Source organism: Pontixanthobacter rizhaonensis (genome assembly GCF_012972675.1).
GTDB classification, from domain to species: domain Bacteria; phylum Pseudomonadota; class Alphaproteobacteria; order Sphingomonadales; family Sphingomonadaceae; genus Pontixanthobacter; species Pontixanthobacter rizhaonensis.
In genome coordinates this window covers 1020004-1036527 of the sequence record NZ_JABCRE010000003.1, presented here as the reverse complement: position 1 = coordinate 1036527, position 16524 = coordinate 1020004, and the positions used below count along the sequence as shown (strand labels likewise).

Here is a 16524-nt window from a genome sequence, read left to right as displayed (position 1 = left end):
CACATTCGTCGTGGCCTAGGCTCATACTTACTCCGCCGCATCCAGCCCGTAAGCCGTGTGCAATACGCGCACAGCCAGTTCGGTTTCATCCTCATCGATAATCACGCTGACTTTGATTTCCGAGGTGGTGATGGCCTGAATATTGATGGCCCGATCAGCAAGCGATTTAAACATCGTGCTGGCGACACCGGCATGGCTTTTCATCCCCACACCAACGACACTGATCTTTGCAATGTGATCATCTGTGATGATCCGGTTAAACCCGATATTCCCCCGCTGGTCTTCCAGCAAAGCTTGCGCCCGCGCGAGATCGGTTTGCGGCACGGTGAAGGTGACGTCGGTTTCACCTTTATCGCGGCCCACATTCTGGATGATCATATCCACGTTAATCGACGCCCCAGCCAAGGGCTCAAAAATATTGGCCACTGCGCCGGGTTTATCAGGAACGCGGGTAAGAATGATTTTCGCTTCATTCTTGTCATGCGCGATGCCGGTTACGTGCTGGCGTTCCATCTCGCCTTCCTCCAAAATAGCGTCCATCTCTGTATCAGAGACAATCAAAGTTCCCGGCAAATCATCAGCCGGTGGGGCATCATCGCCCAGGAAACTGGAGAGGACCTGAATACGGACCCCTTCTTTCATAGCCAAACCGACAGAGCGGGTTTGCAAAACCTTTGCCCCGACAGAGGCCAGTTCCAACATTTCTTCATACGTGACCGCTTTTTGTTTACGTGCCTTGGCCACGATCCGCGGATCGGTGGTGTAGACGCCATCAACATCGGTATAGATATCACACCTATCCGCGCCGATGGCGGCCGCAACTGCAACTGCAGAAGTATCGGAACCGCCACGGCCCAGCGTCGTAATCCGGTTTTCGGAAGACACGCCCTGAAAGCCGGGAATGACGGCAATCTCGCCTCGTCCCAACGAATCGAGCAATTCTGGCGCATCAATAGTCTGCACGCGGGCTTTGGAGTGCGCTTCTACCGTGTTGATGGGCATTTGCCATCCCAGCCAGCTGCGCGCCTTACACCCGAGCGATTGCAGCGTCAGAGCAAGCAGCCCAGACGTGACCTGTTCACCGCTAGCCACAACCACGTCATATTCTGCGGGATCATACAGCGCATTGGCTTCACGGCAGAAATTGACCAGCCGGTCGGTTTCGCCGGCCATGGCCGAAACGACCACCGCGACCTCATGCCCGGCAGCTTGCTGACGGCGGACAATATTCGCCACCCGGCGGATACGCTCCGTCCCGGCCATCGACGTACCGCCAAATTTCATCACTATGCGGGCCAAGCTGTGTCTTCTCCAAAAGATGGCCCCATACTGGCGCCAGTTTCCCCGCGGTGTTAAGGTCGCATGATGAGTGATGCAACTGTAACTGCGAAAACGAATTCTACAGCCGCCCAAACTTCTGGCGCGACCATCCGCCCGGATGAAGCGGCACATTTTGGCGCGCTGGCCGCTGATTGGTGGGATCCGAAGGGATCTTCCGCCATGTTACATAAACTCAACCCGGTGCGTCTGGCTTACGTCCGAGAGGCGATTGATATGCATTGGGGCGGTGACATTCGCAGTGTAAAACCGCTTGCCGGCAAGACCGCGCTAGATGTGGGTTGCGGGGCTGGCCTGTTATGCGAGCCATTGGCCCGGATGGGCGGCGCGGTGACGGGCGTAGATGCAGCGCCGGAAAATACTGCGTCGGCGGCGCTTCATGCAGAGGGGAGCGGGCTGGATATACGCTATATGGCAGGAGAGATTGGCGCGCAGAATATCGGCGCTTTCGATCTGGTGACCAGCATGGAAGTGATCGAACATGTCGCGGATAAGCTGGCGTTTTTGAAAGAGCTGAAAGCGCGTTTGGCACCCGGCGGGCTAATGGTTCTTTCGACGCCCAACAGGACGGCTGCATCCCGCTTGCTGCTGGTCGAAGGCGCAGAAGCTATAGGTATGATCCCCAAGGGCACGCACCATTGGGATGATTTTATCACTCCGGATGAACTCGGTGATCTACTGGCCAGCATCGGAATGGTTATGAGCGAACCAACAGGTATCGCATTTAGCCCGTCCAAGGGTCTGCATCTCTCAGGCGATCTAGCGCTCAATTACATAGCGACCGCACGGCCAGAATAGCGTCACACAATACGCTGTGACTGTTCCGCCGTCGGCACCCAGCATTGGTCCAACCTACCGAAAATTCGGTAACGATTGCGCGCAATGAAACCATAAACGCTGTCGCGGATCGGTCGCGGAATGCAGTTTGCGGCAGCGGCGATTTTCCAAGGCCAGCCTAATTCCCGCCAGATGGCAATTGCAGCATCACTATCTCGCAAAATCCGATCTCCATCGACGACTATCAGTGTCTCCGGATTGGTTGGATCGATCCCAGCAGCCCGCATCAGCCCTGCTCCGACAGGCCCCTGCATGGCGGCAAGCCTGAAATGGCCGCGCCTGTCATATTTCAGCACAAACCGCGCATTGGCGGTACAGAGCACGCATACACCGTCAAAAACGATAATGGGATGAGAGGTATCGGTCAGACCTTCACTCGCCATCGCGTACTGCTTGTCGGCCATTGCGCCACAATGCTGCGCGCCCCGGATCGTCGCTGAACACACCGTCCACACCCGCAGCGGCCAGAAGGTCAAGCAAAGTGCTGTCATCACCAATCGCAGCCTCGCCGCCAGCCTGACGCAAGGGCGGCGGTAAAAAGACATTCTCTTTGCGCACGGTCCACGCATGGATAGCGCCAAGATCGCTCGCCGCAACATCGGCGACCAAACCAGTGGGGCTGCCATCGGCATTCAGGATCAGTGGGATATGCGCGCCTATGGCATCCGCATAAGATGCGATGGCAGCAAGACCTGTTGGTGTTGCCATTTCGGCGTAGGTCATGCCCGGCTCATCAGCGGGGCCGCCGTGACTATGTACCAATTGCACTAGCTTAAAATCGCTGCGCTGGTTTAACCGCTGCAATGGGCCGACTTCAAAGCATTGTATGTATACCGGGTCGGCGGGAGTGAGGCCAAGAGCTTTGAATTCGGTCAGCAACAAATCGACCACGTCGACGCCTTCCTCCTGCAACAGGAAGTTCGGATGCTTCAGTTCCGGATACAGCCCGATCCGGCGCCCCAGCGCTTTTTCTTTGGCCCGGATAAGAGACACAATCTCGGCAAAGGTGGGCACTTGATAGAGCCCGTCAAAATCAGTGTTGGATCGGCGCAGTGTCGGCAACCTTTCACGCGCCCGCAACGTTCGCAATTCTGCCAAAGTAAAGTCTTCTACGAACCATCCGGCAACCAATTGCCCGTCAATGGTCTTGCTTCGGCGGCGATCTTCAAATTCCTCCCGGTTGGCCACGTCTGTCGTGCCGGAAATCTCGTTTTCATGACGGGACACCAACACGCCGTCTTTCGTCACAACCAGATCGGGTTCGATATAATCGGCGCCTTGATCAATCGCGCGCTCATACGCGGCAAGAGTATGCTCAGGCCTTTCCCCACTCGCGCCGCGATGGGCGATGATAAGGAAATCACTATTCACACCTTGCGCCGAAGATATTGGAGCCATTGCAATTCCCATCAACGCCATCAGGCTCATAAAAAGGCAGCGGACCATTCGTCTTCCTTAAATCCGACCAAAATGCCGCCGGGATATTCTGCAACAGGCCGTTTGATCATACTGGGGTACTGCGCCATCAATGTGACAGCCTTGTGGCTATCGATATCCACCTTGTCGGCATCGTCCAATTTGCGAAAAGTGGTCCCGCGTTTGTTGAGCACAATATCCACGCCCTTGGCATCAACCCAAGCGGCCAGCTTTTCAGCATTTGCCCCTTCTTTCTTATAATCATGGAACACGTATTCGACGCCATTGGCATCACACCATTTCCGCGCTTTCTTCACCGTGTCGCAATTGGGGATGCCATAGAAATGTACGCTCATGATCGGTCCTTTGTAGAAAATTGATGGATACGCGGGGCGTCACATCCAAACAGCGTATAGCTTTCATAGTAGAGCTCGCGGCCGCGCGATTGAACTTCCAGGTGCTGGGCAACACGGCCCCAATTACGGGCGGCCTGTTCGGTTTCCCATTCAGACAAGGCCACAACTTCGCCGTCGGCGGCGGTATAGCTCTTGAACGATAAAAAGCCGGGTTGTGCCCGAGCCATACGCTCCATCGCTTCTGCCTCAACACCATACGCATCCGCATCAATATCGGTCCGTTTGCGGTTGCGGAATACCACCAAATACATGCTGTCTTACTTACCCCAAATGTGCGTCTGCTATAGCGACAGCGAGGGCGTCTGCCGCATCTGCACCGGCTAATTTCGCCCCGGGGAGCAAGATTTTAAGCATCGCTTGCACCTGGGATTTTTCGGCTGCGCCCGTGCCGACCACCGCTTTTTTAACCAGACGCGCGGCGTGTTCATGAACAGTGAGCTCACTGGCGCCGCATGCCGCCAGAACCACGCCGCGGGCTTGCGCCAATTTCAAGGTGGATTGCGGATTCTTATTCACAAACACCTCTTCTGCCGCAGCACGGTCTGGCTGATGGTCGGCAATAACCCCAGCGACACCGGATTGAAGCATCGCAAGCCTTACAGCCATCGGCGCTTTCGCATCAGTTTTGATCTGGCCGTTGGCGATGTGCTTTAACCGCGATCCCTCGGTCCGGATAACACCCCAGCCCGTACAGCTGAGCGATGGATCAAGGCCGAGGATGATCACTACCGACCGCTTACGCGTCGAGTTTCGCCATCACTTCATCAGAAATTTCATAATTGCCGGACACGTTCTGGACATCATCATCATCGTCCAGCGTATCGATCAATTTGAGCAGAACCTCTGCATCCTTCGCGTCCAGCTCTACAGTCAGATTGGGCTTCCATGCCAGTTTGACTGTTGCCGGTTCGCCCAGAGTTTTCTCAAGGGCATTCGCGACTGCGTGCAATTCATCACCGCCAGTCCAGATTTCATGACCATCTTCGGATGATTGGATATCTTCCGCACCGGCTTCCAATGCCGCTTCCAGAACCTCATCCTCGCTGCCCGCTTCTGCCGAATATTCGATATAGCCCAGCCGTTCAAAACCATGCGCAACCGAACCGGCAGTGCCCAAATTTCCGCCATTCTTGGCGAAAGCGGTGCGCACAGCAGTGGCGGTACGATTGCGGTTGTCAGTCAGTGTTTCCACGATGATCGCACTGCCGCCCGGGCCGTATCCTTCGTACCGGACCTCTTCATAATTCTCGTCATCGCCCGCAGTCGCTTTATCGATTGCGCGTTGGATATTATCCTTGGGCATGGACTGCCCCTTAGCCGTATTCACCGCCAGCCGTAGCCGCGGGTTCATATCGACATCAGGTGTCCCCATCTTCGCAGCCACGGTAATCTCGCGGCTAAGCTTCGAGAAAAGGTTGGACCGTTTTTTGTCCTGCGCACCTTTGCGGTGCATGATGTTTTTAAATTTGGAATGGCCTGCCATGGGAATCCGTTATGCTTTATTGGGTGTCTGCCTATCCGATAGCTTAGCCAAAGCGGAACGTCACCCCTAAGGTCTAAACCTTCACCGCGGTGCCGCTGGCACTGACCATCAGCATTGATCCGGTATCGCCGATGACTTCGTAATCCAAATCAATCCCGACCACGGCATTACCGCCCATTGCTGCACATTCAGCCTGAATTTCTTCAATCGCCTGCTTGCGGGCGTCACTCAAAATGCGTTCGTAAGAACCGGACCGGCCGCCGACAATATCGCGGATATTGGCAAAGAGATCACGAAACAGGTTAGCACCCACGATAACTTCACCGGTAACAATACCAAGATATTGCTGGATCGGTTGCCCTTCCAAAGTCGGCGTCGTGCTTACCGTAATTCCGCGTGCGTCTTTCCAAGGTCCGGGCATATGTCAGTTCTCCAACTCGTTTCAATGAGCTGTATTACTATCATAATACGCCGCTAAAATCAATTGATCACAAATCAACCGATTCCCAAGGCTGCTTTATATGTGTCGAGCACCATTTCCATTTCACTGCGGTCGTCTGGCTTCATTTTGCGCAGGCGAACAATTTGGCGCATGATTTTGGGGTCATACCCAACCGCTTTGGCTTCTGCGTAGACATCACGGATATCGTCAGCGATGCCTTTTTTCTCTTCCTCAAGACGCTCAATGCGTTCGATCAGCAGGCGCAGGCGGTCGTCAGTGGCTTCAGCCATGGGTTCAAAACTCCAATTGTATGAGAATCAGTTGATCAGGCTGATAGCGGGCGTCCGCGTGTCGGTGAAGATCGCGAATCCACAATTCACGGCTTATTTTTTGCAACGCTCGCTTTCATTCGTGCGAGCTGTTCTTCGGTGGCGGGCGATTGACGGGTCGCCTTCCATTCATCCTGCGGCATACCGTGGATGACTTCGCGAGCGCGGGCTTTATCACCATCAAACCCGGCTTCCATAATCCAGTCAGCCAAGCAGTTCCGGCAAAAGCCTGATAGCCCCATTAGATCGATGTTCTGCGCATCATGTCTATGCTGCAAATGCAGCACCAATCTGCGGAATGCAGCTGCAGCGACCGGGTCAGGTAGTGCCTCAAGATCATTCTTAGCATTCGTATCCACTGCCCATATCCTTCGTCTTTGGTCCTTGAGTTGCAATACAGCTCTGCCATAGGTCCTTCCCATGGAAAAGCGCGATCAGAAACATCTAGACCCCAAATACCTTGACCCCCGTGGGCGCAAGGTCAAGATTTTGGCCACTGTCGGCCCCGCCAGCCGTGATCCGGCCATGCTCCGCCGTCTGGTTTGGGCAGGCGTTGATGCATTCCGGGTCAATATGAGCCACGGCGAACATGCCACCCATGCAGAGACAATTGACGAAATACGCAGATTGGAAGCTGACCTTAATCGCCCGATCGCCATTTTCTGTGACTTGCAAGGGCCGAAACTGCGGGTTGGAAAATTCAAAGGTGGCAAGGCGGTGATCCGGCATTCGGGCCATTTCACGCTCGACCGCAATCCAGAACTTGGCGATGAGACCCGCGTTGAACTGCCCCATCCGGAACTGTTCGGACTGTTGGAAAAAGGCCAGAGGCTGCTCATCAATGACGGGAAAATCCAACTGACAGTTATTCGCGCGGATGAGAACGAGATTCTCTGTTCCGCAACGGTCGGCGGGGTCATCTCAGACCGCAAAGGCGTAAACGTTCCGGATGCGGAAATTCCGATCCCGGCATTGACGGCGAAAGACCGCAAAGACCTTGCTTTCGCCGTCGAAAAAGGGGCCGACTGGATTGGCCTATCCTTTGTGCAGCGCCCGGAAGATCTGGCAGAAGCACGCAAATTGATGGGCAGCTATGGCGCGCTTTGCGCCAAGATCGAAAAGCCGATGGCAGTCCGCCGGTTGGATGAAATCATCGAAATGTCGGACGGCATCATGGTGGCGCGCGGGGATTTAGGTGTCGAACTGTTACCCGAAGAAGTCCCCCCGCTACAAAAAGAGATCGTCAACAAAAGCCGTATCGCTGGAAAGCCAGTGATCGTTGCGACGCAGATGCTCGAATCGATGATCGAAAGCCCGGCACCAACACGCGCCGAAGTGTCCGATGTCGCCAATGCAGTGTATGATGGCGCAGATGCCGTTATGCTCAGCGCGGAAACCGCAGCGGGTGATTGGCCGGAAGAAGCCGTCGCCATTATGGACCGTATTTCGGCGCAGGTGGAACGCGATGGCGCTTATCTGGATCGTGTCCGTTTTCTGGAAACACCGCCAGACCGGACGACGGCGGATGCGCTGGCGCATAGCTGTATGACCATTGCCGATACGGTCAAAGTTGCGGCGATTACCGTCTTCACCGGATCGGGCAGCACAGCCCGCCGGGTTGCGCGCGAACGGCCATCGGTGCCGATGCTCGTGCTGACCCCGTCCCAGCGCACTGCGCGCCGCGTTGCTTTGTTGTGGGGCGCTCATGCGGTGACCACTAAAGATATCGGCAGTTTTGAAGAAATGATTGCGAAGGGCAAACGGATGGCTTTACGCCACCGTTTCGGCACAGCAGGCAGTAAGCTGATCGCTTTGGCGGGTGTGCCGTTTGGCACCCCGGGCAGCACCAATTTACTTCATGTTGTGACGCTTGCCGGTGATGAATTAGAAAAGCATGAAGGATAAACAGCCGCGTGGAATTTAATGATCTGCTGCAGCGGTATTTCGCCACTTCGCAATTTGACGAGATGACACCGGCCGCGATGGCTGCCGGCACGGAGCGAATGCAGGTAGATCTTGGCTTGGAAAAAGATCAGGGCAAGCGCTTCGCACTGTGGTCGCTGCTTTATATGCTTGGTGACGCGCCCGATCTGCAGGAGACTTTTGAAGATTCAGCCGATCAAGACGCCGCCCGCAACTTCATGGATATGATGGCAGCGTCAGAACCCGATCAATAGATCTGTCAGGTTGAGAGAGCCGCGCCCAACGCCGCTGCACCGGCTGGGTCGAAATACTCACGCAGAACTGTGATTTTGCCGTCTTCGATGGTGGCCACGATACACACCACCAAGTCAATTTCACCACCATTGGTGAATGTTCCGCGCACCCGGTGTTCTTCAACGAAGCCGCTGTCTGTGGCCGATCTAACCGCTTCTTCGTACCGGAAGTCAGGCGCGGCAGCTTTCACCGCAACGGCGAAATGCAGCACCGTGGCCAAATCCATCAACGGCCCGCCATTCTGGCTTGCTTTCAGATCAGGCGAACACAGCGCTTTGGCTGCGTCCGCATCCCCTGCTGCAAATCCGGCGAACAGAGCCTCTGCTATATCAGTGTTGTTCATCCGGCAGCCCGTTCCAACCGCCGACGCGCGGTTTCTTCGCCCAAGACGGGCAGCAACTCACCCATGTCCGGCCCATGGTTTTGGCCGGTCAGTGCCTGGCGCAGTGGCAAGAACAATCCCTTACCTTTTCGGCCCGTGCTGTCTTTGAGCGCGCTGGTCAACGCACCCCAGGGGTTATCACCCCAGCTCAGCGTTTTGGCGGCTTCAGCCAGATAGGCACGATCTTCGTCAGAGAATTCCGGCAATTCAATCGGCCCTGTGACAATCGCCCAATAATCATGTGCGCCAGATACGGTTTCCAGATTGGGCCTGATAGCATGCCATGCTTCCTCGCCCATGCCGTCGGGCAAGCGGTCTTGTACGCTGCCATAGTTCAGCTGATGGACAAGAGCGGTATTGATCCGTTCGAGATCCGCATCATCAAATTTCGCAGGAGCCCGGCCGAAGGTCGACAGATCAAACGTCTCTACCAGAGCCGCCACATCCGCGATTGGTTCCACGGGCAACGATGTGCCTAGCCGTGCCAACAAGGCAATGATTGCTTGGGGTTCGATGTCTTTCTCGCGGAATGCATCGCAGCCAAGCGATCCCAGACGCTTTGACAGCTTACCCTCTTTCCCGACCAACAATGCCTCATGACCAAACCGTGGCGGCGTAGCCCCCATCGCATCGAACATCTGCACCTGTACGGCAGTGTTGGAAACGTGATCTTCCCCGCGCAAAACGTCGGTGATGCCCATTTCAATATCATCCACGGCGCTGGGCAGCATATACAGCCACGATCCATCCGCACGGCGAATGACCGGATCGGATAATGTGGCAGGATCAAATTTCTGTGGGCCCCGCACCCCATCATCCCATGTGATGGGTGTACTATGATCCAGTTTGAACCGCCAATGTGGTGCGATGCCTTCAGCCGCCTTTGCCGCATGATCAGCATCGGTCAGCTCCAGCCCTGCCCGATCATAGATTGGCGGCTTACCACGGCCCAATTGTACTTTGCGCTTCAAATCCAGTTCTTGCGCCGTTTCATAGCAGCGGTAAACCCGGCCTGATGCACGCAGTTTTTCAAAGGCGGCGTCATAGTGATCCAGCCGCAGAGATTGGCGCTCCTCCCCATCAGGATGCATCCCGAGCCAGGCCAAGTCAGCACGGATGGCGACAGTATATTCTTCTTTGCTCCGCTCTGGGTCGGTATCATCAATCCGCAGCATGAATTTCCCGCCGGTTTTTTGGGCGAGCATCCAATTGTGCAAGGCAGTACGGATATTGCCGACATGAAGACGGCCAGTAGGCGACGGGGCAAAACGTGTGATAGTGGTCATGGGGCCGCAACTAGCCTTTGCAACGGGCTGCGACAAGCAGATGCTTTGCAACAGACAGCTAAGCAGCTAGCGTTTGGGGCATGAGCACAGAAACAGCACTCGCACATGCGATATCGACTGCCGGTCTGCCCGGTGCCTCCGCGATGATTGTCGATCGGGACGGTATCCGCTTCAGCGGTGCATGGGGTCAAGCAGACGCAGGTACGGGTGCACCCATGGCGCTTGATACGGTGTGTCAGATTGCCTCTATGACCAAGGCTCTGGTGTCAGTGGCCGCTATGCAATTGGTAGAGCAAGGCAAACTGACGTTGGATGGGCCGATTGGCGATGTGCTGCCCGAACTGGCCGACGCACAAGTTTTGGACGGGTTTGGAGAGGATGGCCAACCGCAGCTGCGCCCCGCAAACCGGTCAATCACACTCAGGCATCTGCTAACGCACACTGCCGGTCTCGGCTATTTCTTCGTGCAACCTCAAGTACTGCAATATTTCGGCGCAGTCGGGATGCCAGCACCGGGCTCCAAAGCCAGCATCACAATGCCGCTGATGTTCGATCCGGGTGAACAATGGGAATATGGCGTCGCCACTGACTGGGCGGGTTTGGCGGTAGAGGCCGCAAGCGGCATGACATTGGGTGACTATCTTCAAGCAAATATCTTCGAGCCGCTGGGAATGACCGACACGGCCTTTCGCCCGGAGCTATCAGACAACATGGCCAAAGTGCATGTGCGCGGCGAAGCTGGCGAGCTCGAAGCCACACCCATGAATTTGGGCGGCGGCGAATTTCAAAGCGGCGGCGGCGGGCTGTCCTCCACCGCGCCGGATTACGCGAAATTCCTGCAAATGGTGCTGCGGCAAGGGGAACTGGGCGGCAACCGCGTTTTGTCTGCGGAAAGCATCGCGGAAATGTCGCGCAACCAGATTGGCGATTTACGTGCGGGCTATATGGGGTCCGCTATGCCTGATCTGGCGCAGCCATTTGACACGTTCCCGGATCAGCACACCGGCTGGGGACTGGGCTTCCTGATCAATCCGGAGCCGATCGAAGGCGGCCGTTCTGCGGGTAGCTTGGCCTGGGCAGGAATCTTCAATTCCTATTACTGGATTGATCCTGCCGCAGGCGTTGCGGGTGTGTTCATCAGCCAGCTTTCCCCGTTTGGCGACCCGGGAGCTTTAGCCGCATTCAAAGAATTGGAGACAATGGCTTACGCTTAACCAACCCTATTTTGGCGCAATTTTGAAGCTGTGTTCGATATACAGGAACACTTCATTCTCGCTGGCTTGTTGCCAGTACAGTTCTGAGTCCAGGCCGTTAATCTCCACCCCGTAATCTGAGCCAAACAAACCGGCATAACGCTTCGCTTCGGCGGCCACTTCTTTGACAACAGCGAAGCGGTATTGATCCGGATTATCGATCGCCAAGGCGGTCGTGCCTGTTTCGATAAAGGAACGACCAGTGGCGGGGATAGTTTTTGCAAAAGCTTCAATCAGTTTGTCAGCGTCGCTCGCTCTCTGAACAGAACTGTCTACGGGAATCCGGGCATAGATCTGGACGCGATTTGTGTCGGGACGGCCACCATATGCAAGGGGAAGCTCCTCATAATTCTCGATCGTAACCGGACGCAGACTATAACTGCCAGCCACCAACGAAATTCCTGAACCACGCGAACGTTCAATGGCCGCGCGCAGCATTGCGTGCAGCTCTTGCTTGCGTTCATTTATATCTCGCGAGTCAGAGCTGACGAACATCGGTTTGACGAAATAATCCGCAGTGCGTGTCAGGCCGATTGCCGATTGATCATCGTCATAATATTCGTAGCTTGAGCGGTCGGACCGCTGAGCCGTAACAATCACCGCGCCGCTATCTTGTGCATGAGCGCCAACCGGTATGATCAGTCCAAATGCGCTTAACCCGATCAGAAGCTTTTGAATATTCATGTGTACCTCCTCCATTCCCACCAGAGTAGGTACTCATTTCAGAATGAACGCAAGAAAAACCCCGCCAGAACCGAAGTTCTGGCGGGGTTCTCTATTCGGTCAACCCAGCGGCTTATTCAGCGTCTGGTGTCTCCGGAGCAGTGCCGCCGCCCATGGCTGCAGCCATCGCGGCTTCATCCATAGGAGCATCAACAGGTGCATCTGTTTCTGGCTCTTCGATCACTTCACCAGCAGCTTCAGCCGCAGCAATCGCGTCTTGCTGTTTCTTCCACTGAGCCCGCAAAGCAGCATCACGGCTGGAGGCAGTGACACGCATCCGGTTCATACCCGCGCCGGTACCGGCAGGGATAAGACGGCCAACGATCACGTTCTCTTTCAGACCGATCAAGGTGTCTTTCTTTCCTTCGACCGCCGCTTGCGTCAGCACGCGAGTGGTTTCTTGGAAAGACGCCGCCGAGATGAAAGAACGCGTTTGCAGCGAAGCCTTAGTGATACCAAGCAGGATCGGCATACCTTCAGCCTTCGCCTGCTTCTTATCGAGTTTCGCATTATACTCGTGCATCTCTTCACGGTCGACTTGCTCGCCTGGCAGCAGCGTTGTGTCGCCGCCATTGGTGATTTCGACCTTTTGAAGCATCTGGCGAACGATCGTTTCGATGTGCTTATCGTTGATCTTCACACCTTGCAGACGATACACTTCCTGAATTTCGTCAACGAGATACTCAGCAAGCGCTTCGACACCCAGAACATCCAGAATGTCATGCGGGTTCGGGCTACCCGAAATCAGCGTATCGCCCTTCTTAACGAAATCGCCTTCCTGAACGTCGATGATCTTCGTCTTCGGGATCAGATACTCGACGCGATCTCCCTCCTCGGGAACAATCGCAATCTTACGCTTCGCTTTATATTCGCGGACGAATTCGATCTTACCAGAAATTTTGGCAATGATCGCATTGTCTTTCGGAATACGCGCCTCGAACAGCTCAGCAACGCGCGGCAAACCACCGGTAATGTCGCGGGTCTTGGCAGCTTCACGTGATGCACGGGCAAGAATGTCACCTGCCTGTACTTCTTGGCCGTCCTCAACCGACAGCGAAGTACCCGGTGCCAGCATATAACGCTGCGCATCGGTTTCGCCATCTTCGCCGATCACTTCCCCTTCACCGAGCAATGTCAGACGCGGACGAAGATCTTCTTTCTTCTTCCGGCCAGTTGCACGGTTTTCGGTAACAACACGCTGAGCGATACCAGTGGCATCATCAACGCGCTCTTCCATCGTCGTACCATCGATCAGATCTTGGAAGGTCACGCGGCCCGATTGCTCGGTAATGATTGGCAAGGAGAACGGATCCCACTCTGCCAGACGGTCGCCTTCTTTGATCTTCGCGCCAGATTTGTTGAGAATAACAGTACCATACGGCACTTTGTGCATCTCACGCTCACGGCCCTCGGCATCGATCACCACGATTTCACCGTTACGCGCCAAGGAGAGCATACGACCCTTCTTATCGGTAATGGTCGGCATGTCGCGATATTCAACAGTACCATCAGAAATCGCTTCGAGGTGCGATGTTTCATTAAGCTGCGCTGCACCGCCAATGTGGAATGTCCGCATTGTCAGCTGCGTACCCGGCTCACCGATGGACTGCGCGGCAATAACGCCAACAGCTTCACCGATATTTACCGGAGTACCGCGGGCCAGGTCACGTCCGTAACACTTGCCGCAGACGCCTTGATCGGCCTCACAAACCAGCGGCGAACGGATCTTGGCAGACTGAACTTCAGCAGCTTCGATTTCCGCAACCATCGGCTCGTCAAGCAATGTGCCCGATTTGACGATGACTTCACCGGTTTTGGCGTTGATCAGATCTTCCGCGGTAGTCCGGCCGAGAATACGCTCACCGAGCGAGGCGATTACAGAACCACCTTGAACGATAGCGCGCATTTCCAGCGCGTTGGTGGTTTTACAATCTTCCTCAACGATCACACAGTCTTGCGATACGTCAACCAAGCGGCGTGTCAGGTAACCAGAGTTAGCGGTCTTCAGCGCTGTATCCGCCAGGCCTTTACGGGCACCGTGGGTAGAGTTGAAATACTCAAGAACGGTCAAACCTTCTTTAAAGTTCGAGATAATCGGTGTTTCAATAATCTCGCCCGACGGTTTCGCCATCAAGCCGCGCATACCGGCAAGCTGCTTCATTTGAGCAGGCGAACCACGCGCACCGGAGTGTGCCATCATATAGATCGCGTTAATCGGTGCCTGCAGGCCGTCTTCATCGATTGGCTGAGCCTTAATCTCATCCATCATCGCATCAGCGACAGTATCACCACAACGTGACCATGCATCGATGACCTTGTTGTATTTTTCCTGCTGCGTGATCAGACCGTCTTGGTACTGCTGCTCGTAATCAGCAACCAGCGCCTTAGCCTCTTCGATCATGCCATCCTTGGTGTCAGGGATGATCATATCGTCCTTACCGAACGAAATACCGGCTTTGAACGCGTGCCGGAAACCAAGCGACATGATCGCATCGGCGAACAGAACCGTGTCTTTCTGGCCAGTGTGACGATACACTTGGTCGATCACGTCACCGATTTCCTTCTTCGTGAGAAGACGGTTGATGATGTCATACGGAACCTTGTGGTTCTTCGGCAGACACTCACCGATCAGCAAACGGCCCGGAGTGGTGGTGAAACGCTTAAGGACAATCTTACCCTTTTCATCGGCCTGCGGAACGCGGGTGATGATTTTCGAGTGAAGCGTTACGGCGCCCACTTCCAGAGCGTGATGCACTTCAGCCATATCGGCAAAGCGTGGCAGCTTCTCAATTTGCTCGCCATTGTCTTCGACGAATTCAGGCGTCTTTTCCTGACGGTCCATCGATAGGTAGTAAATCCCGAGGACCATATCCTGCGAAGGAACGATAATCGGCTTACCATTGGCAGGTGACAAGATGTTGTTGGTGGACATCATCAAGACACGCGCTTCCAGCTGGGCTTCCAGCGACAGCGGCACGTGAACAGCCATTTGGTCACCATCGAAGTCAGCGTTGAATGCCGAACAGACCAGCGGGTGCAGCTGGATGGCTTTACCTTCGATCAGGACGGGCTCGAACGCTTGAATACCAAGGCGGTGAAGCGTTGGCGCGCGGTTGAGCATAACGGGATGTTCACGGATGACTTCATCCAGAATGTCCCAGACTTCTTTACGCTCTTTCTCGACCCATTTCTTGGCTTGCTTCAGAGTCATGGAAAGACCCTTCGCATCAAGGCGCGCATAAATGAACGGCTTGAACAGTTCGAGCGCCATCTTTTTGGGCAGGCCGCACTGGTGCAGTTTCAATTCAGGGCCGGTCACAATGACCGAACGACCTGAATAGTCGACGCGCTTACCAAGCAAGTTCTGGCGGAAACGGCCCTGCTTACCCTTGAGCATATCGGACAGCGATTTCAGCGGACGCTTGTTCGCGCCCGTAATCACGCGGCCGCGGCGGCCATTGTCGAACAGCGCATCGACGGCTTCTTGAAGCATACGCTTCTCGTTCCGCACAATGATGTCTGGCGCGCGCAGTTCAATAAGGCGCTTCAAACGGTTGTTCCGGTTAATCACACGGCGATAGAGATCGTTCAGATCAGACGTCGCGAAACGGCCGCCATCCAGCGGAACCAGCGGACGCAGCTCTGGCGGGATAACCGGCACAACTTCAAGGATCATCCATTCAGGACGGTTACCTGAGTCAATGAAGCTCTCAACGACTTTCAAACGCTTGATGATCTTTTTCGGCTTGAGCGTAGACTTCGTGGTCCGCAGCTCTTCCATCAAATCGTCGCGCTCTTGCTCTAGATCGAGATCCATCAGCATGAATTTGACAGCTTCTGCACCGATGCCGGCGGAGAACGCGTCTTCGCCATATTCGTCTTGCGCTTCGACCATTTCGTCTTCGGTCATCAGCTGGAATTTCTCCAGCGGAGTAAGGCCCGGCTCGGTGACGATGTAGCTTTCGAAATAGAGCACACGCTCAAGCTGCTTCAATTGCATATCGAGCAGCAAACCAATGCGCGACGGCAGCGATTTGAGGAACCAGATGTGCGCGACCGGCGCAGCCAGTTCGATGTGACCCATCCGCTCGCGGCGGACTTTGGTTACGGTAACCTCAACGCCGCATTTTTCGCAGACGACGCCTTTGTACTTCATCCGCTTGTACTTGCCGCACAGACATTCGTAATCCTTTACAGGACCAAAAATGCGCGCGCAGAACAGGCCATCACGCTCCGGCTTGAATGTCCGGTAGTTGATGGTTTCCGGCTTCTTGATTTCGCCGAAGGACCAGCTGCGGATACGCTCTGGCGAGGCCAGACCGATCTGGATTTGGTCAAAGGTTTCCGGCTTAGCCAGCTGGTTGGTGAATTTGGTTAGGTCGTTCATAATTTCGCTCCGTTT

At 55.0% G+C, this 16524-nt stretch carries 18 protein-coding genes; 4 read left to right on the top strand and 14 right to left on the bottom strand.

Going from position 1 to position 16524, the window contains the following annotated elements:
* Positions 1-27: 27 nt before the first annotated feature.
* Positions 28-1299, bottom strand: a complete 1272-nt coding sequence (locus HKD42_RS12735) for an aspartate kinase (protein ID WP_425500386.1) — start codon at positions 1297-1299, stop codon at positions 28-30.
* Positions 1300-1365: 66 nt separating this feature from the next.
* Here HKD42_RS12735 and ubiG point away from each other — a divergent pair, with 66 nt between their 5' ends.
* Positions 1366-2136: a bifunctional 2-polyprenyl-6-hydroxyphenol methylase/3-demethylubiquinol 3-O-methyltransferase UbiG gene (gene ubiG / locus HKD42_RS12730; RefSeq protein WP_170013912.1), complete on the top strand. Its 771-nt coding sequence runs from the start codon at positions 1366-1368 to the stop codon at positions 2134-2136.
* Between the two features lie 2 nt (positions 2137-2138).
* Here ubiG and HKD42_RS12725 read toward each other — a convergent pair whose 3' ends face one another.
* From HKD42_RS12725 to HKD42_RS12685, 9 genes are all read right to left on the bottom strand, one after another.
* Positions 2139-2579 (bottom strand): thiol-disulfide oxidoreductase DCC family protein, encoded by a 441-nt coding sequence (locus tag HKD42_RS12725; RefSeq protein WP_246237028.1) that lies wholly within the window; start codon positions 2577-2579, stop codon positions 2139-2141.
* On the bottom strand, positions 2548-3621 hold the full coding sequence (locus HKD42_RS12720; protein WP_170013910.1) for a glycerophosphodiester phosphodiesterase family protein: 1074 nt from the start codon (positions 3619-3621) through the stop codon (positions 2548-2550). Before HKD42_RS12720 ends, HKD42_RS12725 begins: the two co-directional genes overlap by 32 nt.
* A complete protein-coding gene (locus tag HKD42_RS12715; RefSeq protein ID WP_170013908.1) occupies positions 3600-3947 on the bottom strand; it encodes an arsenate reductase in 348 nt (115 codons plus the stop codon). The genes HKD42_RS12720 and HKD42_RS12715 overlap by 22 nt, the downstream gene beginning before the upstream one ends.
* Positions 3944-4258 (bottom strand): antibiotic biosynthesis monooxygenase family protein, encoded by a 315-nt coding sequence (locus HKD42_RS12710; RefSeq protein ID WP_170013906.1) that lies wholly within the window; start codon positions 4256-4258, stop codon positions 3944-3946. The genes HKD42_RS12715 and HKD42_RS12710 overlap by 4 nt, the downstream gene beginning before the upstream one ends.
* Positions 4259-4268: 10 nt before the next feature.
* Positions 4269-4733 carry a crossover junction endodeoxyribonuclease RuvC gene (ruvC, locus tag HKD42_RS12705; RefSeq protein WP_170013904.1) on the bottom strand — a complete coding sequence of 155 codons (465 nt, stop codon included), beginning with the start codon at positions 4731-4733 and terminating at the stop codon, positions 4269-4271.
* 10 nt (positions 4734-4743) lie between these two features.
* The gene (locus HKD42_RS12700) at positions 4744-5490 is read right to left on the bottom strand and encodes a YebC/PmpR family DNA-binding transcriptional regulator (protein WP_170013902.1); all 747 of its coding nucleotides are present in this window, start codon (positions 5488-5490) and stop codon (positions 4744-4746) included.
* Between the two features lie 73 nt (positions 5491-5563).
* Complete coding sequence (locus HKD42_RS12695) at positions 5564-5911, bottom strand: heavy metal-binding domain-containing protein (RefSeq protein WP_170013900.1); 348 nt, start codon at positions 5909-5911, stop codon at positions 5564-5566.
* A gap of 74 nt (positions 5912-5985) precedes the next feature.
* A complete protein-coding gene (locus HKD42_RS12690; protein WP_170013898.1) occupies positions 5986-6222 on the bottom strand; it encodes a DUF2312 domain-containing protein in 237 nt (78 codons plus the stop codon).
* 86 nt (positions 6223-6308) lie between these two features.
* On the bottom strand, positions 6309-6620 hold the full coding sequence (locus HKD42_RS12685; RefSeq protein ID WP_343042383.1) for a DUF1244 domain-containing protein: 312 nt from the start codon (positions 6618-6620) through the stop codon (positions 6309-6311).
* 61 nt (positions 6621-6681) lie between these two features.
* Between HKD42_RS12685 and pyk the strand changes: the two genes are divergently transcribed.
* Positions 6682-8166 carry a pyruvate kinase gene (gene pyk, locus HKD42_RS12680; protein WP_170013893.1) on the top strand — a complete coding sequence of 495 codons (1485 nt, stop codon included), beginning with the start codon at positions 6682-6684 and terminating at the stop codon, positions 8164-8166.
* Positions 8167-8174: 8 nt separating this feature from the next.
* On the top strand, positions 8175-8438 hold the full coding sequence (locus HKD42_RS12675; RefSeq protein WP_170013890.1) for a hypothetical protein: 264 nt from the start codon (positions 8175-8177) through the stop codon (positions 8436-8438).
* Between the two features lie 5 nt (positions 8439-8443).
* Here the strand turns inward: HKD42_RS12675 and HKD42_RS12670 are convergent, their stop codons facing one another.
* Entirely contained in the window at positions 8444-8821 is a 378-nt protein-coding gene (locus HKD42_RS12670) for a nuclear transport factor 2 family protein (RefSeq protein WP_170013888.1), read from the bottom strand.
* The gene (gene gltX / locus HKD42_RS12665; protein WP_170013884.1) at positions 8818-10146 is read right to left on the bottom strand and encodes a glutamate--tRNA ligase; all 1329 of its coding nucleotides are present in this window, start codon (positions 10144-10146) and stop codon (positions 8818-8820) included. Before gltX ends, HKD42_RS12670 begins: the two co-directional genes overlap by 4 nt.
* Positions 10147-10226: 80 nt before the next feature.
* On the opposite strand from gltX, the gene HKD42_RS12660 reads away from it, so the two are divergent.
* Complete coding sequence (locus HKD42_RS12660; protein ID WP_170013882.1) at positions 10227-11360, top strand: serine hydrolase domain-containing protein; 1134 nt, start codon at positions 10227-10229, stop codon at positions 11358-11360.
* Between the two features lie 6 nt (positions 11361-11366).
* On the opposite strand, the gene HKD42_RS12655 is transcribed toward HKD42_RS12660, so the two are convergent.
* Both HKD42_RS12655 and rpoC read right to left on the bottom strand, forming a co-directional pair.
* Positions 11367-12083, bottom strand: a complete 717-nt coding sequence (locus tag HKD42_RS12655; protein ID WP_170013880.1) for a hypothetical protein — start codon at positions 12081-12083, stop codon at positions 11367-11369.
* 112 nt (positions 12084-12195) lie between these two features.
* On the bottom strand, positions 12196-16509 hold the full coding sequence (rpoC, locus tag HKD42_RS12650) for a DNA-directed RNA polymerase subunit beta' (RefSeq protein ID WP_170013878.1): 4314 nt from the start codon (positions 16507-16509) through the stop codon (positions 12196-12198).
* Positions 16510-16524: the final 15 nt, after the last annotated feature.